Source organism: Flavobacterium fryxellicola, assembly GCF_900143245.1.
GTDB classification, from domain to species: domain Bacteria; phylum Bacteroidota; class Bacteroidia; order Flavobacteriales; family Flavobacteriaceae; genus Flavobacterium; species Flavobacterium fryxellicola.
Window position 1 is genome coordinate 91,529 of the sequence record NZ_FRDK01000005.1, and the last position, 23,448, is coordinate 114,976.

The 23,448-nt window shown below is 35.8% G+C and carries 18 protein-coding genes and 1 pseudogene; all 19 read right to left on the reverse strand.

Annotation, left to right across the window (positions count from 1 at the left end; translation table 11 throughout):
- Nucleotide 1: 1 nt before the first annotated feature.
- Complete coding sequence (locus BUA03_RS09340; RefSeq protein WP_066082353.1) at nt 2-640, reverse strand: acetyltransferase; 639 nt, start codon at nt 638-640, stop codon at nt 2-4.
- On the reverse strand, nt 634-1,710 hold the full coding sequence (locus BUA03_RS09345; RefSeq protein ID WP_066082355.1) for a DegT/DnrJ/EryC1/StrS family aminotransferase: 1,077 nt from the start codon (nt 1,708-1,710) through the stop codon (nt 634-636). The genes BUA03_RS09340 and BUA03_RS09345 overlap by 7 nt, the downstream gene beginning before the upstream one ends.
- Nucleotides 1,707-3,146, reverse strand: coding sequence for a lipopolysaccharide biosynthesis protein (locus BUA03_RS09350; protein WP_066082358.1), 1,440 nt, complete (start codon nt 3,144-3,146; stop codon nt 1,707-1,709). Before BUA03_RS09350 ends, BUA03_RS09345 begins: the two co-directional genes overlap by 4 nt.
- 428 nt (nt 3,147-3,574) lie before the next feature.
- The gene (gene rfbC, locus BUA03_RS09355) at nt 3,575-4,147 is read right to left on the reverse strand and encodes a dTDP-4-dehydrorhamnose 3,5-epimerase (RefSeq protein ID WP_066082360.1); all 573 of its coding nucleotides are present in this window, start codon (nt 4,145-4,147) and stop codon (nt 3,575-3,577) included.
- Nucleotides 4,137-5,030: a glucose-1-phosphate thymidylyltransferase RfbA gene (gene rfbA / locus BUA03_RS09360; protein ID WP_066082362.1), complete on the reverse strand. Its 894-nt coding sequence runs from the start codon at nt 5,028-5,030 to the stop codon at nt 4,137-4,139. The genes rfbC and rfbA overlap by 11 nt, the downstream gene beginning before the upstream one ends.
- An 18-nt stretch (nt 5,031-5,048) precedes the next feature.
- A pseudogene (locus BUA03_RS09365) lies at nt 5,049-6,092 on the reverse strand (dTDP-glucose 4,6-dehydratase).
- 19 nt (nt 6,093-6,111) lie between these two features.
- Nucleotides 6,112-7,251, reverse strand: coding sequence for a GDP-mannose 4,6-dehydratase (gmd, locus tag BUA03_RS09370; protein ID WP_066082364.1), 1,140 nt, complete (start codon nt 7,249-7,251; stop codon nt 6,112-6,114).
- 132 nt (nt 7,252-7,383) lie between these two features.
- Nucleotides 7,384-8,316 carry a GDP-L-fucose synthase family protein gene (locus BUA03_RS09375; RefSeq protein WP_066082366.1) on the reverse strand — a complete coding sequence of 311 codons (933 nt, stop codon included), beginning with the start codon at nt 8,314-8,316 and terminating at the stop codon, nt 7,384-7,386.
- A 1,479-nt stretch (nt 8,317-9,795) separates the two neighbouring features.
- The gene (locus tag BUA03_RS09380) at nt 9,796-10,236 is read right to left on the reverse strand and encodes an endonuclease domain-containing protein (RefSeq protein ID WP_245792602.1); all 441 of its coding nucleotides are present in this window, start codon (nt 10,234-10,236) and stop codon (nt 9,796-9,798) included.
- A gap of 462 nt (nt 10,237-10,698) precedes the next feature.
- A complete protein-coding gene (locus BUA03_RS09385; RefSeq protein ID WP_066082368.1) occupies nt 10,699-11,706 on the reverse strand; it encodes a mannose-1-phosphate guanylyltransferase in 1,008 nt (335 codons plus the stop codon).
- A 45-nt stretch (nt 11,707-11,751) separates the two neighbouring features.
- Entirely contained in the window at nt 11,752-13,035 is a 1,284-nt protein-coding gene (locus BUA03_RS09390; protein ID WP_066082370.1) for a nucleotide sugar dehydrogenase, read from the reverse strand.
- Nucleotides 13,036-13,338: 303 nt separating this feature from the next.
- Nucleotides 13,339-14,385: a dTDP-glucose 4,6-dehydratase gene (gene rfbB / locus BUA03_RS09395; protein ID WP_066082372.1), complete on the reverse strand. Its 1,047-nt coding sequence runs from the start codon at nt 14,383-14,385 to the stop codon at nt 13,339-13,341.
- Nucleotides 14,386-14,746: 361 nt separating this feature from the next.
- Nucleotides 14,747-15,211 (reverse strand): UpxY family transcription antiterminator, encoded by a 465-nt coding sequence (locus BUA03_RS09400; RefSeq protein ID WP_066082375.1) that lies wholly within the window; start codon nt 15,209-15,211, stop codon nt 14,747-14,749.
- 122 nt (nt 15,212-15,333) lie between these two features.
- Nucleotides 15,334-16,725 carry a UDP-glucose 6-dehydrogenase gene (locus BUA03_RS09405; RefSeq protein WP_066082387.1) on the reverse strand — a complete coding sequence of 464 codons (1,392 nt, stop codon included), beginning with the start codon at nt 16,723-16,725 and terminating at the stop codon, nt 15,334-15,336.
- A gap of 791 nt (nt 16,726-17,516) precedes the next feature.
- Nucleotides 17,517-17,792: a four helix bundle protein gene (locus BUA03_RS09410; protein ID WP_245792603.1), complete on the reverse strand. Its 276-nt coding sequence runs from the start codon at nt 17,790-17,792 to the stop codon at nt 17,517-17,519.
- Nucleotides 17,793-18,353: 561 nt separating this feature from the next.
- Nucleotides 18,354-19,337, reverse strand: coding sequence for an SDR family oxidoreductase (locus BUA03_RS09420; protein ID WP_066080965.1), 984 nt, complete (start codon nt 19,335-19,337; stop codon nt 18,354-18,356).
- 25 nt (nt 19,338-19,362) lie between these two features.
- Complete coding sequence (locus BUA03_RS09425; protein WP_066080968.1) at nt 19,363-21,831, reverse strand: polysaccharide biosynthesis tyrosine autokinase; 2,469 nt, start codon at nt 21,829-21,831, stop codon at nt 19,363-19,365.
- Nucleotides 21,832-21,847: 16 nt separating this feature from the next.
- Nucleotides 21,848-22,639 (reverse strand): polysaccharide biosynthesis/export family protein, encoded by a 792-nt coding sequence (locus BUA03_RS09430; protein ID WP_066080971.1) that lies wholly within the window; start codon nt 22,637-22,639, stop codon nt 21,848-21,850.
- A 73-nt stretch (nt 22,640-22,712) separates the two neighbouring features.
- The gene (recR, locus tag BUA03_RS09435) at nt 22,713-23,333 is read right to left on the reverse strand and encodes a recombination mediator RecR (protein WP_066080976.1); all 621 of its coding nucleotides are present in this window, start codon (nt 23,331-23,333) and stop codon (nt 22,713-22,715) included.
- Between the last annotated feature and the right edge of the window lie 115 nt (nt 23,334-23,448).

A 23,448-nucleotide genomic window follows, 5' to 3' on the forward strand; every position in this document is an offset into this window, starting at 1 on the left:
ATTATATTTTTAACATTTTTTTTATTTGCGCAGGAATTCCTGCTACCATAACACTAGTCGGCACATTATTTCTAACCACAGATCCAGCGGCAACTATAGCAAATTTTCCAATTCTAACATCCGGTAAAATGACAGCACCTGAACCGATTTTTACAAAATCTTCAATTTTACATCTTCCCAAAAGTTTAACATCAGGAGATATTTCACAAAATTTTCCTATGGTAACATCATGCGTAATAACAGAATTATAATAAATCATTGTTCCGACACCAATCGTTACATCGTTGCTAACTTTTACACCGGCTAAAATATTACAACCTTCGGCAATCTGTATCCCAAAGTGGCCGATTTCAGCATTTTGACTGACAGTGGAAATAAACGTACCTCCCAAGCCAGTAAACTTCTGAAACAATTTAAAACGCAATTCTGGATTTCCTATACCCAAAGTAAAATGACAATCAATATTTTTAAAATATTTTTTGGCTTCCTCCAAACTTTTAAGAACTGGGAAAATATCATATAATTTTTCTGGAACGTCAGCGTTTATATCGTCATAAAAACACAGATTTTCAGTTTCTCCATTCTGATGGAGTATTTCTAACACTTCTTTAGCAAAACCTTTGGCTCCAATTATCAGCATATTTCTGCATTTATCAGATTGATGATTCTAAGAACATCCTCCTCTTCCAAACCTTCATATAAAGGCAAACACATTACCCGTGCAGCAATGCTTTCGGATATTGGCATACTGTTACCATTCACATAAGGGATCGTATTAAGTGAAGGATAAAAGTACCTTCTAGGGAAAATATCATTCTGGTTCAATACATTTTGAACGGCTAATAATTGGGTTTCTGTTTCAAAGATTACCGGATAATAACTGTAGTTCCAAATGGCATTCTCTCTAATTAGTAAGGCGTTTAATTTAGTAAAATCCAAATTCAAAGTGTAAAGATCAACAACTTTTTTTCGGCTGATCATTATAGCATCCATGTGAGGTAAAACACTTAATCCCATTGCAGCCTGCAACTCTGATATCTTCCCATTTATCCCCAACCCATGAAAATCCAATGGTCCGTTATGTCCAAAGTTGTGGCTGTAAAACAACTGATGACTTAAGGCTTCGTCGCTGCAAAACAGCGCACCGCCTTCGCCAGTATGAAACAATTTTGTCGCATGAAAACTACAGGTACTGACATCGCCATACTCAAAAATAGATTTACCTTGGTACGTTACGCCAAAAGAATGGGCAGCATCATAAATGACTTTAAGATTATGTTTTGCGGCAATAGCGGAAATGGCTTCTATAGCGCAAGGATTACCAAATACATGCGTGGCTAATATAGCCGTGGTCTTAGCCGTTATGGCTTGCTCAATCTTAGTTTCATCTATGGTTAAATACTCCGGATGGATGTCTACAAAAACAGGAGTACAATGTTCCCACAGTATTGCTGCGGTAGTGGCAACATAACTGAATGGTGTGGTGATTATTTCCCCTTGCTGTCCCAGTACCTGTAAAGCAATCTGGATGGGAATTGTGCCGTTATTCATTACGATAATGTTGGAAACATCTAATTTATCTTTCAGTTTTTCTTCTAGTTCCTGAAGTAATTCGCCACGATTAGTTAACCATTGGTTGCGCCATACGCGCTCCAATTGTTGAGTATATTCTTTTATAGGCGGAAAAAAAGTCTTTGTTACGTTGATCATTGTCTTTTTACAATTGTAATTAATTCAAATAAGGAGCTTAGTTTAAAAAGATAAGCCGATGTAATGTAGAGAACTATTCCCAAAAAACTGCCCAAAGCAAGTCTAAAAAAATCGATAAAATAATAATTTTTTAATACCAAATCAGAAACCAAAACAAGCCCGCCTACCAAAACACTAACAAAAATAATGGGCAAAATATCCTTAGTTTGTTCCCAACCCGTATAATTTAAAAACTTACCACTATAATGGGTATTAATAAAAAAAGCAAGTACCGAGGTTAATACACTCCCATACAATAATCCATAAATACCATATTGAAATGAAACCAACAAGACCATTACTACGATTATTTTTTTAATTACCTCTAGCCTTAAAAATAAATCACTGCGTCCTTTAACTGTCAATATTTGCAAATTGTACGAATGGATAGGGTACAAAATACCGTTTACACATAAAATCTGAAAATACGGTACGGCAGGCAACCACCGTTCTGTAAATAAAAATCGAAATAATGGTTCTGCAAGCACAGCCATCAAAATCAATGTGGGCGCTACTAGAAAAATAACCATCTGCATTATGCGCTTATACACACTTTTCAGACGAACATCATCATTTTGTATTGACGAAAATAAAGGATAGGTAACCTTTGTAACAACAGAACTTAAAGTTCCTACAGGCAACATTTGCAGTGTATCAGCACGATTGTAAAATCCTACCTGAGCCGGAATAAAAAATTTACCTATAACTATAGTGTACGCATTGGTAAAAATGACATCCAAAACACCAGAAAACATTAACTTAATACCAAATTGAAAATGATGATTAAATTTTTCTTTACTGAATACCCAAAGCGGTTTCCAGTTCGCCCAGTACCAAAGCTGGATAGTACCTGCCAAAGCCTGAACAATAGAACTCCATACTAGACTCCATACCCCAAATCCGATATAAGCTAAAGAGATACCTGTTAAACCGCTAAGAACAATAGAAGGGATAGATATTTTCAATTGTGTCTTAAAATCCATCATTTTATTGAGTCGTGTAAGCTGTATGGCACCAAAAGCGTTAATGATAAAAATAATCGCATACACTCTGACGATTAAAACAAGTAATTCCTGTTTATAAAAGTTAGCTATTAAAGGCGCGCATACAAAAACGATGATGTAAATCAATATACTTCCAACCAGATTAAAATAAAACACTGTAGCAAAATCTTCCTCATCAGGGTCTTGGGTACGAATTAACGATTGTGTTAATCCGCCATTAATTAAAACAGTTCCCAATCCCATAAATATACTCAGCATGGCAATCAAACCGAATTCAGAAGGCATTAATAGCCTTGCCAAAATTACCGAGATCACAAAACTCACACCCTGAGTTCCAAACAATTGTAAGGACGACCAGAATACTCCCGATAAAGCTTGTTTTTTTAAAGACATTTTTTAATTAATAATCATAATCAAACGATAAATATTTTTTTGTCCTGCCGACATGCAGTATTCTATAACCTATTTATAAAACTGTCAATCTATAACCAATTTAAATACTTTGATAAAGTTAGTGAATCATGCTCTCAAAGCCTTATCACTTCTTTTAATTGATTTCGAGGATATTTTTACTTTGTACTTTAGAGCTTTCAATAATTAGCAGTATTGAAAATTATCAAATTATTTATAAACAATATTATTACAAAAAATAGAGATTGAAATATTTAACTTCTTTATCAGTTAACAGTACTTTAATTATTTATTTATTCTTCAATTAAACTTATTGCTACATCGGTAAAGAAAAAATGGTATGAGGATAACTTTCTACCAACCCCCTTCTTTCATACCCAAGTTGCCTATTCACGCCTGTAGCTATTATATTATACATACAATTTTGTAATTTCCTTAAAATATTCAGCACTTTCAAAAACTGGTTGTATCAAATCTTTTGGAGAAAGCTGTAAGTCCTCTAATTTTACTTTCCAGTCAACGCCAATTTTTTTATCGTCAAAGGCAATTCCCCTTTCACATTCTAAACTGTAATAATTGTCCACTTTGTAAGCAAAAATGGCTTCTTCGCTCAACACCACGAAACCATGGGCAAACCCCCTTGGAACCAACAGTTGTTTTTTGTTCTCTTCTGTTAATTCGACTGCCAAATGCTGCCCAAATGTTGGAGAATCTTGTCTAATATCTACGGCTACATCCAAAACACTTCCTTTAATTACCCTTACCAATTTAGTTTGTGCATAAGGTGGTAATTGGTAGTGTAAACCTCTCAATACACCGTAAGTAGATTTTGATTCATTATCTTGACAAAAATTAATGTTGAAACCTAAAAACTCTTCTAATTTATCTTGTCGGAAAGTTTCAATAAAATAGCCTCTATCATCTCCCCTTATTATAGGTTCACAGATAATTAAATCGGATATCGCTGTTCTTTTAAATTTCATATAGAGGTTTTTCATTGGCTATTTCGAGCAAGTATTGGCCATATCCGTTTTTTCTCAAAGGTTGAGCCAGTAATAATAGTTGTTCTTTTGAGATATAGCCCATATTAAAAGCAATTTCTTCTAGACAAGCCACTTTTAATCCCTGTCTGTTTTCTATAGTTTGAATAAAGTTTGAAGCTTCCAAAAGACTTTCGTGCGTGCCAGTGTCTAACCAAGCATAGCCTCTTCCCATCAACTCAACTTTCAGATTTCCTTGTTCTAAATATTCCTGATTTACAGTTGTAATTTCCAATTCTCCGCGACCGCTGGGTTTTACATTTCTAGCAATCTCAATTACACTATTTGGGTAAAAATAAAGTCCAACCACAGCATAATTTGTTTTTGCCTTTAATGGTTTTTCCTCAATACTCAATGCTTTTTTTTTCTCGTCAAATTCTACTACTCCATAACGTTCTGGGTCCTGAACGTAATATCCAAAAATTGTTGCTTTTTTCTTTTCAATAACGTTTTTCAAAGCTTTTTCCAATAGTTTTGAAAATCCATGACCATAAAAAATATTATCGCCTAATACCAAGCACACATCATCATTACCAATAAATTCCTCTCCTATAATAAATGCTTGTGCTAGACCATCAGGTGAGGGTTGTTCTTTATAAGTAAATTGCATACCAATATCCGATCCATTTCCAAGTAGCTCAATAAACCTTGGTAAATCGGTTGGTGTTGAAATAATCAATACTTCTCTGATCCCTGCCAGCATTAGTACAGAAAGTGGATAATAAATCATCGGCTTGTCATTAATTGGCAGCAATTGCTTTGAAGTTGCTTTGGTTAATGGATAAAGCCTTGTTCCTGAACCTCCGGCTAAAATAATTCCTTTCATTTGTACTAATTGTTAGAATTAATTATATTGTTTTTCATAAAATTTTTGATAATCCCCTGAAGTAACAATATGCAACCATTTTTTATTATACAAATACCAATCAATAGTTTTTTCTAAACTCTGCTCAAGAGTTACGGATGGTTTCCAAACTAGTTCTTTATTTATTTTAGAAGCGCCAGTAGCACACGTCAAATCATGTCCTGGACGATCTTTTAAATAAATAATTAATTTTGCAGATGTACCGATTGACCTTACTAATTTCCTATTCATTATCTGACAGAGCAGCTGGACCGAATGGATATTTTTACATTCATCAAATCCGCTAATATTATAGGTTTCATGATTGTTCCCATCATGAAAGACTAAATCAATAGCCACGGCAGGGTCTTCGACAAAAAACCAGTCACGAGTATAATTGCCATCGCCATAAACCGGCAACGGATTAATGTTTATAATATTATTGATAAAACGAGGAATTAATTTCTCAAGAAAATGATTCGGTCCATAATTATTGGAACAATTTGTCAACACGAACGGCCTAGCAAAAGTTTCCCCATAAGCACGAACAAAATGATTCGAACTGGCTTTTGCAGCAAAATATGTGGAATTGAGATCGTAAGCTGTAGTTTCTGTGAATATTCCGTCAACACACACAGAGACCTAAACCTCATCAATACTGCTGTGATCTAATCGCTTGCCCTCAAAATTATTATTCCAAATAGTTTTAAAAGCATTTAGTAAATTCATCGTTCCCAACACATTTGATTTAACAAATGACATAGAATCTATAATAGAGCGATCCACATGAGACTCTGCCGCTAAATGAATTACATCTTCAAATTGATGTTCAGCTAACAAAGATTCTTCAAAAACGGAATCAACTATATCTCCTTTTATGAAAGTATAATTCAGTTCGTTTTCAATGTCAGAAATACACTTAAGTTGTCCAGCATAGGTCAGAGCATCTAAATTATATGTTTGATACTGCGGATATTTGTTGAAAAACTATTTTACCACATGTGACCCTATAAATCCCGTGCCACAAGTAATTCGTATTAGCATATAAATATATTTAGATTTATTAATCTTCCTGCTTAGAAACCGAATGTCCCGCACTTATCAAATGCAAGTCCTTTTTAAACAAGGCTACATCAGCCGCGACCATTTCTTCTACCAAATCAGCAAGATTATAGTGTGGCTTCCATCCCAATTGCGTTTGTGCTTTGGTTGGATCACCCATAAGTACATCAACCTCTGTCGGGCGGAAATAGGTTGGATCTATTCGAACTAGTATTGTTCCTACTGCAATGGTAGGTGCCACTGCATCCAAAACTGCTTCCACTACGGTTTGGTTGAAACCATCTAAAATTCCAACTTCATCCACTCCTTCTCCTTCAAATCGAAGGTGGAAACCTACCTCAGCAAATGCTAATTTTATAAAATCCCGTACTTTAGTAGTCACTCCTGTTGCAATAACAAAGTCTTCGGGCTTGTCTTGTTGTAGGATGCGCCACATGGCTTCGACATAATCTTTAGCATGTCCCCAATCACGTTTGGCATCTAAATTCCCCATATAAAGGATTTCTTGCATGCCTAAAGCGATTTTGGCTACGCCACGTGTAATTTTTCTAGTGACAAAAGTCTCGCCACGCAAAGGACTTTCATGATTGAACAAAATCCCGTTACAGGCAAACATACCATACGCTTCTCTATAATTTACGGTAATCCAATACGCATATATTTTGGCTACAGCATAAGGAGAACGGGGATAAAAAGGAGTAGTTTCAGATTGTGGTACGGCTTGCACCAAACCATACAATTCAGAAGTACTGGCTTGATAGATTCTCGTTTTCTTTTCTAATCCTAAAAGCCGAACCGCTTCTAGAATTCGCAAGGTTCCAATCCCATCAGCGTTTGCCGTATACTCTGGAATATCAAAGCTTACTTTGACATGACTCATCGCACCTAAATTATAAATCTCATCCGGCTGTGTTTCCTGAATGATTCGCGTCAGATTCATAGAATCCGTCAAATCTCCATAATGGAGTTTTAACCTTGGGTTTTTTTCATGAGGATCCTGATACAAATGATCAATCCTACTGGTGTTAAATGAAGAAGCTCTTCGTTTAATGCCATGAACCATATATCCTTTATTCAATAAAAGTTCCGCTAGATAAGCACCGTCTTGACCCGTAATACCCGTTACTAATGCTACTTTCATGTTTTTATTTGTTCGTTGCTGGACTGTGCATTTAAGTGTTTAAAGTGCTATTTGTTTAAGTGGTTAGGTGTTTTTGCAGATTGAACTCTTTCCAAACCAAATAACTATTTTCCTATCCTTTTAAACTATTTTCTAAACTCCTAAACTTTTTAAAAACCAGTTATAGGTTTTCTGAATTCCTTGTTCTAATGAAACGCGGTGTTTCCATCCTAACGCATTCATTTTGGAAACATCCATTAATTTTCGCGGGGTACCATCTGGTTTTGTGTCATCCCACATAATCACGCCTTGATGTCCTACGATTTTTTGAATCGTTTCAGCTAATTGCTTTATGGTCAAGTCTTCTCCGCTTCCCACATTGTATAGGGAATCTGATAACTTATTTTCCAAAGCAAAAACAACTGCCTCGGCCATGTCGTCAACATACAAAAATTCTCTCCTCGGCGTTCCACTTCCCCATAAAGTTACGGGAGCATTGTTATTTTCTTTTGCCTCATGAAATTTCCGAATCATAGCTGGTAAAACATGCGAACTATGTAAGTCAAAATTATCATTCGACCCGTATAAATTTGTTGGCATTAAACTGAAATAGTCTTTGCCGTATTGTTTTCTAATTGCTTCACATGCTTTTACTCCCGCTATTTTTGCAATAGCATACCATTCGTTTGTGGACTCCAAAGCGCCAGTTAATAAATACTCTTCTTTCAAAGGCTGAGGCGCCAATTTAGGGTAAATACAAGAACTGCCTAAAAAAATAAACTTCTCAACACCTGATTGTAGCGCAGAATCAATTAGATTATTTTGGATCTGCATGTTCTGCATTATAAACTCATAAGGCGAATTCATATTTGCCAAAATACCGCCCACACGAGCTGCCGCATCAATTATTACAGTTGGACTTTCAGTGGCAATATAATTGAAAACCGCTTTTTGATCCCGTAAATCTAATTCCGTACTGGAAACACCAATTAGATTGGTATAGCCTTTCGAAGTTAACGTGCTCCACACCGCACTGCCTACCATGCCCTGATGTCCTGCGATATAGATTTTGGAGTTTGTATTCATTACTAATTTAAAATCGCCAACTTGCAGTTTTGTTAAAATCTGTTTTCATTTTTTCCTATCGAAAGGATGAAGTCTCTTACCGTTTTTAATTTTTGCTCCTCTGTGAAGGGTTAAAGCACTTGCCGTTTTTCATTTTTTCCCCTCCCTAAAGGGTGAAATGAAAAACTATGAATAAAAAAAGATATTCTCGCTTTAAAAATAATTTGGCTCCCTTTAGGGCTGGGGCAAACAAATTATTTTTTATAATTATCAACACGAAGTTTTTCATTATTTCCCTGCCCTAAAGGTAAAAGACACACCGTTTTTCATTTTTTCCCCGCCCTAAAGGGTGAAATGAAAAACTATGAATAAAAAAGATATTCTCGTTTAAAAATAATTTGACTCCCTTTAGGGCTGGGGCAAACAAATTATTTTTTATAATTATCAACACGAAGTTTTTCATTATTTCCCTGCCCTAAAGGTAAAAGACACACCGTTTTTCATTTTTTCCCCGCCCTAAAGGGTGAAATGAAAAACTATGAATAAAAAAGATATTCTCGTTTAAAAATAATTTGACTCCCTTTAGGGCTGGGGCAAACAAATTATTTTTTATAATTATCAACACGAAGTTTTTCATTATTTCCCTGCCCTAAAGGTAAAAGACACACCGTTTTTCATTTTTTCCCCGCCCTAAAGGGTGAAATGAAAAACTATGAACTAAAAAAGATATTCTCGTTTAAAAATAATTTGGCTCCCTTTAGGGCTGGGGCAAACAAATTATTTTTAAAGTTAGTATGTTTTATTTTACTACAATTTCGTCTTAAAATAATTTGACTCTCTTTATTCCCCCCATTTCGGGAGGGGCAAACAAATTATTTTTTATAATTATCAACACGAAGTTTTTCATTATTTCCCTGCCCTAAAGGTAAAAGACACACCGTTTTTCATTTTTGCCCTTCCCCAAAGGGTGAAATGAAAAACTATGAATAAAAAAGATATTCTCGTCTTAAAAATAATTTGGTTCCCTTTAGGGCTGGGGAAAAACAAATTATTTTTAAAGTTAGTATGTTTTATTTTACTACAATTTCGTCTTAAAATAATTTGGCTCCCTTTAGTCCCGACATTTCGGGAGGGGCAAACAAATTATTTTTTATAATGTTTCTTATCATTTTAATTTTTCGACAATACCGTTTTTCATTTTTTCCGCGCCCTAAAGGGTGAAATGAAAAACTATGTAATAACAAAAATATTCTCGCTTTAAAAATAATTTGGCTCCCTTTAGGGTTGGGGCAAACAAATTATTTTTAAAGTTAATATGTTTTATTTTACTACAATTTCGTCTTAAAATAATTTGGCTCCCTTTAGTCCCGACATTTCGGGAGGGGCAAACAAATTATTTTTTATAATGTTTCTTATCATTTTAATTTTTCAACAATACCGTTTTTCATTTTTTCCCCCGCCCTAAAGGGTGAAATGAAAAACTACCTAGTGAACAAAAGATTACTCTATACAATATTGTCCGATTTCATTTAAGACAAAATCAATTTGAATTAGCACCTGTTCATTAGTAAAACGAATAACTTTTAAACCTTGAAAATTCAAAAAATCTGTTCTTTCTTGATCATTTTCAATTTGTGCTTTATTATTATGATACGGTCCATCTAATTCAATAATTAGTTTCTGTTTATGACAATAAAAATCAACTATATAAATACCAATCGGATGTTGCCTTCTGAATTTTAAACTATGAAATTGATTCGCTTTCAATTTTTCCCATAAATAAACTTCAGCTTCTGTCAAATTTTCGCGCAGTGATTGAGCTTTTACAAAACCACTAGCGGGAGCTCCCTTCCACATGCTTTCATCGTGCTGTAAATCTTTCTGTTTCATACCGCATAATTTAGTTCCGTCAAGCTTTTGGATCATTATGTCATTTTTCATTTATTTTCCCTCCCTAAAGGTAAAAGAGACACCGTTTTTCATTTTTCTCCGCCCTAAAAGGTGAAATGAAAAACTATGAATAAAAAAGATATTCTCGTTTAAAAAAGATTTGGCTCCCTTTAGGGCTGGGGAAAAACAAATTATTTTTAAAGTTAGTATGTTTTATTTTACTACAATTTCGTCTTAAAAATAATTTGGCTCCCTTTAGGGCTGGGGAAAAACAAATTATTTTTTATAATTATCAACACAACGTTTTTCATTTTTCTCTGCCCTAAAAGGTGAAATGAAAAACTATGAATAAAAAAGATATTCTCCTTTAAAAATAATTTGGCTCCCTTTAGGGCTGGGGAAAAACAAATTATTTTTAAAGTTAGTATGTTTTATTTTACTACAATTTCGTCTTAAAATAATTTGGCTCCCTTTATTCCCGACATTTCAGAAACAGATAAACAAATAAAATTCTTAATTCAACAATTCTGGATTTTCGCGTTCCAATTCATTGTACACATTCTTAACATCTTGAGAATGGTCTTTTTGAAGGATTAAATTAGCCGTATCCGTATGTACAAAAATAGTATTTTTGAGTCCGACAAAAGCGGTATAATTAGTGGTTCCTATGACCATGTTCCCATTTTTATCCGCAGGATGTCCATGAGCCACTAAATAATCATAAACGGCTTCAAAAGAGCCTAGATCCGACCATACAAAGGTAGAAGAAACCACCTTAATTTTCTTACTTCGCTCCATAACAGCATAATCAATACTGATGGATGGTATATCGAGGGACAAGTTTAAATCTAATTTTCCATTTTGATTGGCTTCCCATGCAATTTTGGATTTTTCATAAACCTCGGGGGTAAATGATTTTAACTCTTCTAAAAATACGCCTGCTTTAAAGCAAAACATACCACTATTCCATAAAAAGTTACCGCGCGAAATAAATTCTCTTGCTGTAACATGATTTGGTTTTTCTCTAAAAGAAAGGACATCATCCCCTTTTCTTTCGATGTAACCATAGCCTGTTTCTGGTTTTGTAGGGATAATTCCAAAAGTTACAATATATCCTTTTGAAGCCTTTTCAATAGCATCACCTATAGCTGCTTCGTATTCTTCCATCTTATCAATGATATGATCGGAGGGAGTGACAATCAATATGGCTTCTGGATCAGATGCAAAAGCGGCAAAAGCAATAGCTGCTGCTGTATTTCTGGGAGTGGACTCTACAATATCAATATAGGAAGTGTTTGATTTTTCCAATACTTTTTTACTTAAATGACAATTATCGCTATTTCCGACCACCATAATGGTATCTGCAACATTGCGATTGCGCTCTACAGTCATTTCAAACAAAGACTTTCCTTCAAACAATGCTAAATATTGCTTGGGCTGGCTTTTACGGGATAAGGGCCACAAACGGCTACCAACACCACCGGTAAGAATGACATGTGTAATTGAATGCTTATTTTCCATATTTCACGACTCTTTGTATTTTAATTCTTTTTGGGAGTGTCTGATCTATAGTCTTCCGTCAGCCACATTCCCTAAAACTCCTTTTACATCATACAGCAAACTGTTGGTATTTTGCAATTTAGAAAAATCAATAGCTAGGAATTCTCGGTGTGCAACACCTAAAACTACGGCATCAAATTTTTGATCAGGCAATTCGGCAGTCGTTACCAAGGCGTATTCATGTTGCACTTCCGCTGGATTTGCCATAGGATCAAAAATGGTGATCGTAATTCCATAATCTGCCAAAGCAGTGATCACATCAACAATTTTTGTATTGCGCACATCAGGGCAGTTCTCTTTAAAAGTAATTCCCAGCATTAATAACGTAGCGCCATTCACTGAAATCCCTTTTTTAATCATTAATTTCACAATCTGCGACGCAACGTAATCCCCCATACTATCATTCAAGCGACGTCCTGCCAAGATAATTTCCGGATGATAACCAAATTCCTGTGCCCGTTGTGCTAAATAATAAGGATCAACGCCAATGCAATGTCCGCCCACTAAACCTGGTTTAAAAGGGAGGAAATTCCATTTCGTTCCTGCCGCCGCTAAGACTGCATGGGTATCAATATTCATCAAGTTAAAGATCTTGGCTAATTCGTTGACAAAAGCGATATTGATATCCCGCTGGGAGTTCTCAATGACTTTGGCTGCTTCTGCTACTTTTATGGTCGGTGCCAAATGGGTTCCTGCCGTAATAACAGATTGGTATAATTTATTGACTTCAGACCCTGTTTCTGGAGTAGATCCCGAAGTAATTTTTAAAATTTTCTCTACCGTGTGTTCTTTATCGCCCGGGTTAATGCGTTCTGGCGAATAGCCTACAAAAAAATCAACATTAAACTGTAATCCGGAAACTTTTTCTAAAACGGGTACACACTCTTCCTCTGTTGCCCCTGGATATACGGTAGATTCATAAATAACGATATCCCCTTTTTTCAAGACCTTTCCAACTGTTGCACTGGACTTATACAGCGGATTTAAGTCAGGGCGATTGTTTTTATCTACTGGAGTGGGAACGGTTACAATGTAATAATTACAATTTGCCAGATGGGCTGTATCAGTGGTACAATACAAACCATTGGAATCACTCGGCTGATTTAAGAGTACTTTTTGCAAGACAGCATCTTCAACCTCAAAGGTCGTATCCGTACCGGATTGTAAGGAAGCAACACGAGCTGGATTGATATCAAATCCTACTACAGCATGTTTTGTGGCAAATAGTCTTGCTAATGGCAATCCTACATACCCCAAACCAATTATTGCTATTTTTTTATTTGGACTCATTTCCTACTAATTCTAATTACTTGTGTTCCTTTTACTCCACCGCTACGCAGTTCAAACTCACATAAATGAATAAGAACTGGATTATTTTCAGGGCGCAAATATACTTACAAAAGGTCATTAAAATGGCTACCGACTAACAAATCGATGTTAAAAAATTATTTTGACTGAATCTAAAAATACTAATTACTTGAAAATCAATAACTAATAAAGCCGCAAATGAAATACTATTCGTACTCTTCCAAAATCAGAACAATTGTAGTGTCTCTTTATAGTATTCTTTTACTATCCTGTACGAAGCTACACTTACAGATACTGTTTTTCATAATAGGAAGCGTACGCACCAGAAGTAACGTGCTGCAACCAGTCCGAATTGTCTAAATACCAGCTTACTGTGATTTCTAATCCTTGTTCAAAAGTCACCGATGGTTTCCACCCTAGTTCCTTATTTATTTTAGAAGCATCAATAGCGTAGCGCAAATCATGTCCTGGTCTGTCTTTTACGTACGTAATTAATTCTGCTGATTTGCCAGCAGGACGACCCAGTTTACCATCCATAATAGAGCACAATAGGCGCACTAAATCAATATTTTTCCACTCATTGAAGCCACCAATATTATAGGTCTCGTGATTTTTTCCACGGTGAAAAACCAAATCAATTGCGCTCGCATGATCCACTACAAAAAGCCAGTCGCGCGTGTAATTCCCATCACCATAAACGGGCAATGGTTTGTTGTTAATTATGTTATTTATAAATAAAGGAATTAATTTTTCAGGAAAATGATTGGGACCGTAATTGTTAGAGCAGTTCGTTATCACAAAAGGAAAATCATACGTTTCACCGTACGCTCTTACAAAATGATCTGAGCTCGCTTTAGAGGCAGAATACGGAGAATTAGGATCATACCCGGTCGTTTCTGTAAAAAGTCCCTCAGCTCCTAAAGAGCCATAAACCTCATCGGTACTGATGTGATAGAATCGTTTGCCTTCCGGTTTATTCAACCATTGCTTTTTCGCCGCATTCAGCAAATGTACGGTTCCAAAAACATTGGTTCGTACAAAGGCCAGCGGGTCTTCAATGGATCGATCCACATGAGATTCGGCAGCCAAATGAATTACCCCGTCGAATTCCTGTTTGTCAAACAAATCAGCAATGAAAGCTTCATCCGTAATATCGCCTTTTACAAAAGTATAATTAGGTTCTTTTTCAATATCCACCAAATTTTCTAAATTACCCGCATAAGTAAGAGCATCTAAGTTATAAATATGATATTCTGGATATTTGATAACAAACAAACGAACTACATGAGACCCAATAAATCCAGCGCCTCCCGTTATTAATATTTTTTTCATTTAACTTTATATTTTATATTTAAAATGCAATTAATTTTTTGACATCATCCTTCCGATCGCGTTGAAAAACTACTTTCCCTCTACTTTACAATACACATCTTTCTAAACTGCATCAACATCTTGGCTACCGCTAATCTTCAGCAAGAGCTATTAAAAAACCAACTACAGTTAGACAGCCCCAGAGGAACACTGTAGTTCCGTCCTATTTAACTTGTTTGGTTAAGTGACTGCTAGCGTATTAATTTAAGCAAACATGATGTGGAAAGTGAAGCACAATTTATTTATTTTGCAGAAATAAGTAAATCAATACCTTACACTTCTTTTATTTTTAAAACTAACCACCTTCTTTTAATCTGTTTCCCTATTTTATTTTCATTTTCAAAACACATCCCAAGGATTCCAAAACCAACACATAATGGGTATTCGTCATCTCTTGAATTGTAGCCTTTTGTGCCATAAAAGGGCCAGATTCCAACTGTATGGAATCTCCAATTTGATACCCCCCCACGGTTACATCAATACAATCCGAAGTGTCGAGCCATTTCTTTATTACACTGATTTCTTCATCGCGAACAACAGCCGGCTTCCCTAGCCAAAATAAATACCGAACTGCTCCAACGGATTGAAATACGGAGTTCCGCTCTGATTCCGCTAATTGAACAAAAACATAGGAGTTAAAAAGAGGCACTTCCACTTTTTTCTTTCGATCGGACCATTGTCGGATTTGAGTAATCAAAGGACAATAGCACTCTATTCCACTATTTTTTAATTGTTCTGCTACTTTTTTCTCCCATTTGGGTTTTGTATACACTACATACCAATTCATCTTATGTTTTGTATTGCAATAAAAATGCGTTTCTTTTTATTGATTCTGTTTTCTACTCTTTTAAATCTTCTTTAGAATGAAAATCATTTCATCCAATCAAACAAAAATCGCTACTTCCTTATTTAAGAGCCTACCGCTTGATATACAAATCCAATTGCCTCTAAGTTAGGGCCATTTAATAAATTTCTACCATCAAAAACAAAAGCTGGCTTTTGCATGGAATCATAAATTTTTTGCCAATCATAGGTTATAAATTCATCCCACTCTGTCAGTACAGCAATGGCATGTGCATTTTGGCAGGCTTCATACGGATCTGTAAATGAAGTGATGCTATTAGCATTACTGTCTGCTGTTCTGGTTTCTAAATAATTTAAATCATCCAAGATTTTTTTATTGGAAACCTTTGGATCATAGACGGCAATTTTTGCGTGCTCATTGATCAAATCATCAGCAACATAAATAGCAGCCGATTCTCTGGTATCATTAGTATCTTTTTTGAATGCCCAGCCCAAAAACGCGATTTTTTTGTCGGAAACCGTGTTGTAAAGCGTTTGAACTATGTTATTGGAAAACCGCTTTTTCTGATGGTCATTCATTATGATTACTTGTTCCCAATAATCTGCTACTTCATTTAATCCATACGATTTTGCGATGTACACTAAATTCAGAATGTCTTTTTGAAAGCAAGAACCTCCAAACCCTACCGACGCTTTTAGAAACTTTGACCCTATTCTGCTGTCCATCCCAATAGCTTTAGCCACTTCATTAACATCGGCTCCCGTTTTTTCACAAAGTTCCGACATGGCATTAATGGAGGAAATCCGTTGTGCCAAGAAAGCATTAGCAGTAAGTTTTGACAATTCTGAAGACCAAACATTTGTGGTCAATATTTTATCCTCCGGAACCCAATTGGCATACACATCCACTAATGCTTGGATTGCTTTGCGACCTTCCTCTGTGGCATCACCACCTATCAATATCCGATCTGGATTTAACAAGTCTTGAACGGCAGTTCCTTCGGCTAGAAATTCTGGATTAGACAATATTTGAAATTGCACCCCATTACCGGTATTATCCAAAATACTTTTTATCGCTTCGGCAGTTCTTACGGGAAGTGTCGATTTCTCCACTACAATTTTATTGTCTTTGGCTACTCTGGCGATTTGTCTGGCGCACAATTCTATGTATTTTAAATCGGCGGCCATACCTTTTCCTTTTCCGTAGGTTTTTGTGGGTGTATTAACCGAAATAAAGATAATTTGAGCTTCGGCAATGGCCTTGTCAACATCGGTGGAAAAAAATAAATTTCTTCCTCTCGCTTCCCCAACAATCGCGTCCAAGCCAGGCTCATATATTGGTATATTATGTACATTCTCATCATTCCAAGCTGCAATACGTTCTGCATTCAAATCCACAACGGTAACTTGTATTTGCGGACATTTTTGTGCTATAACTGCCATAGTGGGACCACCAACGTATCCTGCTCCTATGCAGCAAATTTTTGTGATTTTCATTTCTTCTTTTTTATATTCTTTGTTGGTCATCGGTTTTCTGTTTTCTGTTTTCTGTTTTCCGTTTTCGGTTTTCGGTTTTCTGTTTTCTGTTTTCTGTTTTCTGTTTTCTGTTTTCTGTTTTCTGTTTTCTGTTTTCTGTTTTCTGTTTTCTGTTTTCGGTTTTCCGTTTTCGGTTGTCCGTTTTCGGTTGTCCGTTGTCGGTTTTCTGTTGTCAGTTTTCGGTTTTCTGTTTTCGGTTTTCCGTTTTCCGTTTTCGGTTTTCTGTTTTCCGTTTTCGGTTCTCCGTTTTCATTTTTCGGTTGTCCGTTCTCGGTTTTCGGTTTTCGGTTTTCGGTTTTCCGTTTTCGGTTTTCCGTTTTCGGTTCTTCGTTTTCCGTTTTCTGTTGTCTGTTTTCGGTTTATTAACGAGTATCTTCTATTTTTATTTGCTAGCTATTCTCAATCCGCAACTATTCGTGTAATAACAGAAAACTCATATCGGATAACAGATAACTCATAACAGATAACCCATAACAGATAACTCATAACAGATAACCCATAACAGATAACTCATAACAGATAACTCATAACAGATAACTCATAACAGATAACTCATAACAGATAACAGACAACTCACAATAAATAAAGCATTACAGACAACTCATAACACATAACAGAAAACTCACAACACATAACTCATAACAAACAATTCTTTACTCAAATTTATTCCAATTGCTTTCAACATAGCGTAAAAATGAAAATAATTTTGCGCCTAATATATCGTACTCTTTTTGTAAAGTAATCATTTCAGTTTATACATTTGGATAGAGAACTGCTAACTTCTCTAGATGACAAATTGTTTCCAAATTACTTGCATGAGAATATGTTAAAAACTTTATAAAATCCATCTTATATCTTTTTCTACCATATCCCTCCACAATATTAGTTGCCACAGAATCAGAGGACCTTCTAATTTGGCTGCCTAATTCATATAATTCATACTTTGGTAATTGTAACGAAAGCCGATGTGTTCTATAAAACAATGCTAACGCCAAAGTGTATATATCTAAATCCTTGTAGCTTTTCATATTTACTGTTTTCGGTTGCTCGTTTTCGGTTGTCGGTTGTCCGTTGCCCGTTTTCGGTTGTCGGTTTTCGGTTTTCTGTTGTCGGTTGTCCGTTGTCCGTTGTCGGTTTTCTGTTTTCTGTTTTCTGTTTTCTGTTTTCTGTTTTCGGTTTTCGGTTGTCTGTTTTCGGTTGTCGGTTGTCGGTTGTCGGTTGTCGGTTTTCGGTTGTCGGTTGTCCGTTGTCCGTTGTCCGTTATCTGTTTTCGGTTTATTAACGAGTATCTTCTATTTTTATTTGCTGGCTATTCTCAATCCGCAACTATTCGTGTAATAACAGAAAATTCATAACGGATAACTCAAAACATAAAACAGATAACCCATAACACATAACCCATAACAGACAACTCATCACAGATAACTCATAACAGATAACCCACAACAGATAACAGACAACTCATAACAGATAACAGACAACTCATAACAGATAACTCACAACAGATAACAGATAACTCATAACAGAAAACAGATAACCCACAACAGATAACAGATAACTCATAACAGATAACAGACGACAAAAATCTTCTATCTTAAATTATTCCAATACCATCCAACCGCTTCTTTTAGCCCTTCCTGCATGGAATATTGTGGATTGTATCCCAGCAAATCCTTTGCTTTATCAATACTAGCTAACGAATGTGGAATATCTCCTGCTCTATTGGGACCGTATTCTACGCTAACAGTACCAATACGCGGATCGTATTCTGATAAATATTCTTTCAAATAATCTACTAAATTATTCAACGTATTTCGGTCGCCATAAGCCGTGTTATAAATCGTATTCACAGCCTCTGGGTTGGTTGTTAACATCGCTAGCTCATTCATTTGAATGACATTGTCAATGTAAGTAAAATCCCTAGAATAGTTCCCGTCTCCATTTATTTTTGGACTTTCTAATTGCATCAATTGCATAACAAATTTTGGGATAACCGCAGCATAAGCGCCATTAGGATCCTGCTTTCTTCCAAACACATTAAAATAACGCAAACCAATCGTTTCTAAACCATACGTTTTACTAAAAATTTCGGCATACAACTCATTAACATATTTCGTTATGGCATAAGGAGAAAGTGGCTTTCCTATTACTTCTTCCACTTTTGGCAAAGATTCTGAGTCTCCATATGTAGAGGAACTTGCCGCATATATAAAACGTTTTACTTTTTCATCACGTGCTGCTACTAACATATTCAGAAAACCGGTCACATTCACATCATTGGTGGTTACAGGATCCTTTAAAGACCTTGGTACCGAACCTAAAGCTGCCTGATGTAAAACATAATCTACTCCTTTTACAGCAGTTGCACAATCTATCGCATTGCGAATATCACCTTCTATCAAATTAAAATTAGGATGATTTATAAAGTCCTTTAGGTTGTGTCTGTGTCCTGTTGCAAAATTATCCAAACAAACAACCTTATCTCCTTTTGATAAAAAATAATCACACAGATTAGACCCTATAAAACCTGCCCCTCCGGTAATTAAAATGACTTTTTGCATGTCCTCTTTCATTTTATTTTGTTTTAAAACCAACCCGCTACTGCCTTGGCTTTTTTAATATTTTTTGTGCTATTTTTTGATAAATACTCTTTGGCTTTTCTTCTTCATAATAACCATTAGCATACGTTCCATACCCGTACCCATAGCCGTAGCCGTACCCATAACCAGTTCCGTATTTTGCTTTATTTTCTAATCCATTTAAAATAATGCTGGTATTGTTCAGCTCTCCGCGTTTCACCCTATTGTTTAACAAAGTAATCATGTCTTTTTTAGTAAAGTTCTGTCTTACAATGTACAGCGTCACGTCACAATATTGCGCCAGTTCTAACGCATCAGAAACCAACCCTACTGGCGGCGTATCCAAAATAATATAATCGTATTTTTTCTTTAATTCTTCAATTAACTCTCCCATTCCTTCACTCATAATCATCTCTGCAGGATTGGGCGGAATAGGACCTGATAGAATAACGTCCAAATATGGAATATGAGTATGGTTTATAATTTCATCAACTGTTTTTTGTTTGATTAAATAATTAACGATCCCCACGTCATTGGACAAATTAAATTCGGATGCCAATTTGGGTTTTCTTAAATCAAGACCAATAACTACTGTTTTTTTCTCGCTCAAGGCAAATACGGTAGCGATGTTTATCGAGCAAAATGTTTTTCCCTCGCCACTAACCGAAGAAGTGATCATCAAGGTTTTGGCTCCATCTACATTTTGTTGTTTGTACAAAAACTGAAGCGACGAACGAATGGCTCTAAAGGACTCCGATAAAGCAGATTTAGGCCGATCATAAACGGCTAAATTAGTATGCTCTCTATTTACTCCAACGACTCCTATTAAAGGAATTTTTGTCATTTTACTGATGTCTTCCGTATTTTGAACCGAATTATTGATAAAAAAAACAGCAAAGACAAAAATCAACGGAAAAAGAATTCCCAGAAATAAAGCCAGTACATAATTCACAGAGGTTTTGGGACCAATCAAGCCTCCACCAACATCTTTGGCAGGATCTATAAAATGAACATCGGAGAGATTGGCTGCTTTAACAATATCTGCTTCGCTTCTTTTTTGCAAAAAAGTACTGTAAATATTATCGCTTAAATCGTATTTCCTTTTGATTTTTATGAGCTCTTGTTGGTCCTCTGGAAGTTGTTTTATGGTACTCTCTGTTTCATTTATTTTACTGCTAACCATGGCTAAATCATACTGTAAAGAAGATTTAGCGGTGGCGATGTTCTCCAGCAATACATTTTTAACGGCTTCCATCTGATTGTCAAAATCTTTGAAAATTTTGTCGCTTTTTACCGCATAAGCCATTTCTGATCTTTGAGTGGATAAGGCAATTAACTTGGAAACATTAACCACAATATTTGGATCTTCGATTCCAGCTACCGATGGTGCCGGTAGTTTTGCATAATTCACGCTATTTTTAAGGTACGCTTTTAAGGAATTATAGTAGGCCATTTTACGATTAACCTCGTCTTTCTTGACATCAAACTCCAAAATCTTCTCTGAGAATTTAGCTCCGCCTTCCTCAATATCATAAATATTCTTTCCCTGTCTAAAGGTTTTCAGCTCGTTTCCCGTTTCCTTTAATTGGGATTCCATTGTAACTAATGTGCTATCTATAAAAGCAATGGTATTTGTAGCAAATTGATTCTTACTATCCAACTGTCTTTTAATAAGCATTTTAACAGTGGAATTCAAATATTCTACCATTCTAGCTTTGTTGGTTCCTTGCATTCCTAAAGTAATGATGGAACCTCCTTTGTCATCTGACTGTACACTGATGCCTTTGTAGCCGGAAACCGTTCCGTCAAAATCGTTAAACTGCACGAAATATTCGTTTCCTTTATAGAAACCAGGATTGTCATTTATTTGTAATTTCCAATTTAAAAAAGGAAGTGCCACTTGTTGTCCGACTTTGTATCTTTTGACAAATTCGCCCGGTTCCACTGCAGTATTACTGTATGTATTATTTGAATAAGTGAGTATAGAAACGCTTGGATTTTCAAATGGGATTCTGATTTCATATTCACTTTCACTGACAAACTTAATCCCTATAAGCATTCCCGTAAGTTGTCCCTTAGATTTATCAATATTTACGAAAAACGGAACAGCACCGTACGCGTCGACCAAATTATAATCCCCTTGAACCTGGTAATTAATATAATATTGCAGCTTATCCACTACTAACTCGTTATGAGATCGAGACTGCAAGGTGGTTGAAATGGTTTGAACCTGATCAGAGGTACCACCCCAATTGAAGACCAAACTCGTATTTGACGTGAAAAGCGGATTACTTTCTTCTTTTACGGCAATGAGTGTCTCCATACCATAGATTTTTTCCTTTCGAATATTGACTTGATAAGCAATCGTAAAAGTGATCAATAAACTGATCAAAAACCACTTCCAATAACTCCCGATTTTTATTAAGAATCCTTTAAAGTCAAAACTGACTTGGTTTTCAAAAATCGAAAAATCTTTTATATCTAACATTTTTTAATTTTAGTTTTTAATTTTTTAACAGCAAGAAAGTCGTTGTAGCTAATGATAACAGTGTGATAATTGTTCCCAATGATTCGATTCCCGTTTTTCCAGTTCCCCACGTTTTCTGTTTGAGTGGCTTGATGTATACGTAATCGTTAGGCTGCAAGTAAAAATAAGGGGACCGCATTACATTGATATCCGTTAGATCCAGATCATGCATTTCAACTCCTGTTGGTGTTTTTCTCATGATTGTAACTTCTTTTCTATTTCCCGTAATGGTAATATCTCCAGCATTTGCAATAGCTTCCATGATATTCACATGCTCTTGAAACAAGGTCTTTGTGCCAGGACCGCCTATTTCCCCATTGATTGTATATCGAAAACCCGCTAGTTTTACAGTCACGAAAACATTTGCCTCTTTGTTGAAATATTCCGCTAATAATTGCTTTTCAAGCCGTATCCTTACTTCATCTAGCGTGTAACCAATAACGTTTAAATCCCCCAAAACAGGGACTCTAATCATACCATGGTCATCAACTGTAAAACCATCAAAATACAATCCCGATTCCGACTTACCTGCCACACTACCTTCGTTGGAAGGGCTAAAGATAGCCACTAATTTAGGATCGATGGCTTTTATAGTAATACTCAACACATCATTGATCTGCAATCGATAGGGCTTTGCTTCTACTGCTGCGATGGTAGCTTCTGGTTGCGAATTATCTTTTTTCTGCAGATAAATTAAATCCTTAGTTGGGATACACGAGGAAAGCAACACACTAGTAACTAGCAATAAATAGAGTACGGATCTGCTCATTTTTAATATTTTTTAAGCGACAAATATAGCTTTTCATTTACGATTTAAAAAGCATCGCTATTCTTTACGTGTATTAATTGTTTTTAAAAGACTTTTCAAATGGAATTCGATGTAAAATACTTCTTCCCAGGGTAACTTCATCAGCATATTCCAGTTCGTCCCCTACTGAAATTCCTCTAGCAATTGTTGAAATAAGTATCTCACAGTCCGTTATTTGCCGGTAAATATAAAAATTAGTAGTATCCCCTTCCATCGTGGAGCTCAAGGCAAAAATAATTTCATTCACTACGCCCGACTTTACTTTTTCAACTAAAGTGGTTATGTTTAATTGGCTGGGGCCAACGCCATCTATAGGTGAAATTTTGCCGCCCAGCACATGATAAATCCCTCTAAACTGCCCCGTATTTTCAATTGCCATGACATCGCGAATGTCCTCAACAACGCATATTATCTGGTGATTACGGCTTTTATTTGCGCAAATTTCACACAGCACACTATCCGAAATGTTGTGGCAACTCTCGCAGTACTTAATATCTTCCCGCATTGCAACCAAAGCTTGTGACAAAAAACCGGTTTGCTCTTTGGGCTGTTTTAACAAATGTAAAACCAATCGCAATGCTGTTCGTTTACCAATTCCTGGTAACTGAGACATTTCATTCACTGCTTTCTCTATTAATTTCGAAGAAAATTCCATAACTGCAAAAGTAGTCAATTAGATAATTCGAAGAATTAGAAAATGAGATAATGAGGAAAAAGCATTAAAGAATTTACTTTGATAACAATTGGAGCTTGAGGTCCGCCATTTAAAC

Bases quoted from the DNA above. Each gene is read 5' to 3' on its own strand.
- BUA03_RS09340 (WP_066082353.1), bottom strand. From the start codon at position 640: ATGCTGATAATTGGAGCCAAAGGTTTTGCTAAAGAAGTGTTAGAAATA.
- BUA03_RS09345 (WP_066082355.1), bottom strand. From the start codon at position 1,710: ATGATCAACGTAACAAAGACTTTTTTTCCGCCTATAAAAGAATATACT.
- BUA03_RS09350 (WP_066082358.1), bottom strand. From the start codon at position 3,146: ATGTCTTTAAAAAAACAAGCTTTATCGGGAGTATTCTGGTCGTCCTTA.
- rfbC (WP_066082360.1), bottom strand. From the start codon at position 4,147: ATGAAATTTAAAAGAACAGCGATATCCGATTTAATTATCTGTGAACCT.
- rfbA (WP_066082362.1), bottom strand. From the start codon at position 5,030: ATGAAAGGAATTATTTTAGCCGGAGGTTCAGGAACAAGGCTTTATCCA.
- gmd (WP_066082364.1), bottom strand. From the start codon at position 7,251: ATGAAAGTAGCATTAGTAACGGGTATTACGGGTCAAGACGGTGCTTAT.
- BUA03_RS09375 (WP_066082366.1), bottom strand. From the start codon at position 8,316: ATGAATACAAACTCCAAAATCTATATCGCAGGACATCAGGGCATGGTA.
- BUA03_RS09380 (WP_245792602.1), bottom strand. From the start codon at position 10,236: ATGAAAAATGACATAATGATCCAAAAGCTTGACGGAACTAAATTATGC.
- BUA03_RS09385 (WP_066082368.1), bottom strand. From the start codon at position 11,706: ATGGAAAATAAGCATTCAATTACACATGTCATTCTTACCGGTGGTGTT.
- BUA03_RS09390 (WP_066082370.1), bottom strand. From the start codon at position 13,035: ATGAGTCCAAATAAAAAAATAGCAATAATTGGTTTGGGGTATGTAGGA.
- rfbB (WP_066082372.1), bottom strand. From the start codon at position 14,385: ATGAAAAAAATATTAATAACGGGAGGCGCTGGATTTATTGGGTCTCAT.
- BUA03_RS09400 (WP_066082375.1), bottom strand. From the start codon at position 15,211: ATGAATTGGTATGTAGTGTATACAAAACCCAAATGGGAGAAAAAAGTA.
- BUA03_RS09405 (WP_066082387.1), bottom strand. From the start codon at position 16,725: ATGAAAATCACAAAAATTTGCTGCATAGGAGCAGGATACGTTGGTGGT.
- BUA03_RS09410 (WP_245792603.1), bottom strand. From the start codon at position 17,792: ATGAAAAGCTACAAGGATTTAGATATATACACTTTGGCGTTAGCATTG.
- BUA03_RS09420 (WP_066080965.1), bottom strand. From the start codon at position 19,337: ATGAAAGAGGACATGCAAAAAGTCATTTTAATTACCGGAGGGGCAGGT.
- BUA03_RS09425 (WP_066080968.1), bottom strand. From the start codon at position 21,831: ATGTTAGATATAAAAGATTTTTCGATTTTTGAAAACCAAGTCAGTTTT.
- BUA03_RS09430 (WP_066080971.1), bottom strand. From the start codon at position 22,639: ATGAGCAGATCCGTACTCTATTTATTGCTAGTTACTAGTGTGTTGCTT.
- recR (WP_066080976.1), bottom strand. From the start codon at position 23,333: ATGGAATTTTCTTCGAAATTAATAGAGAAAGCAGTGAATGAAATGTCT.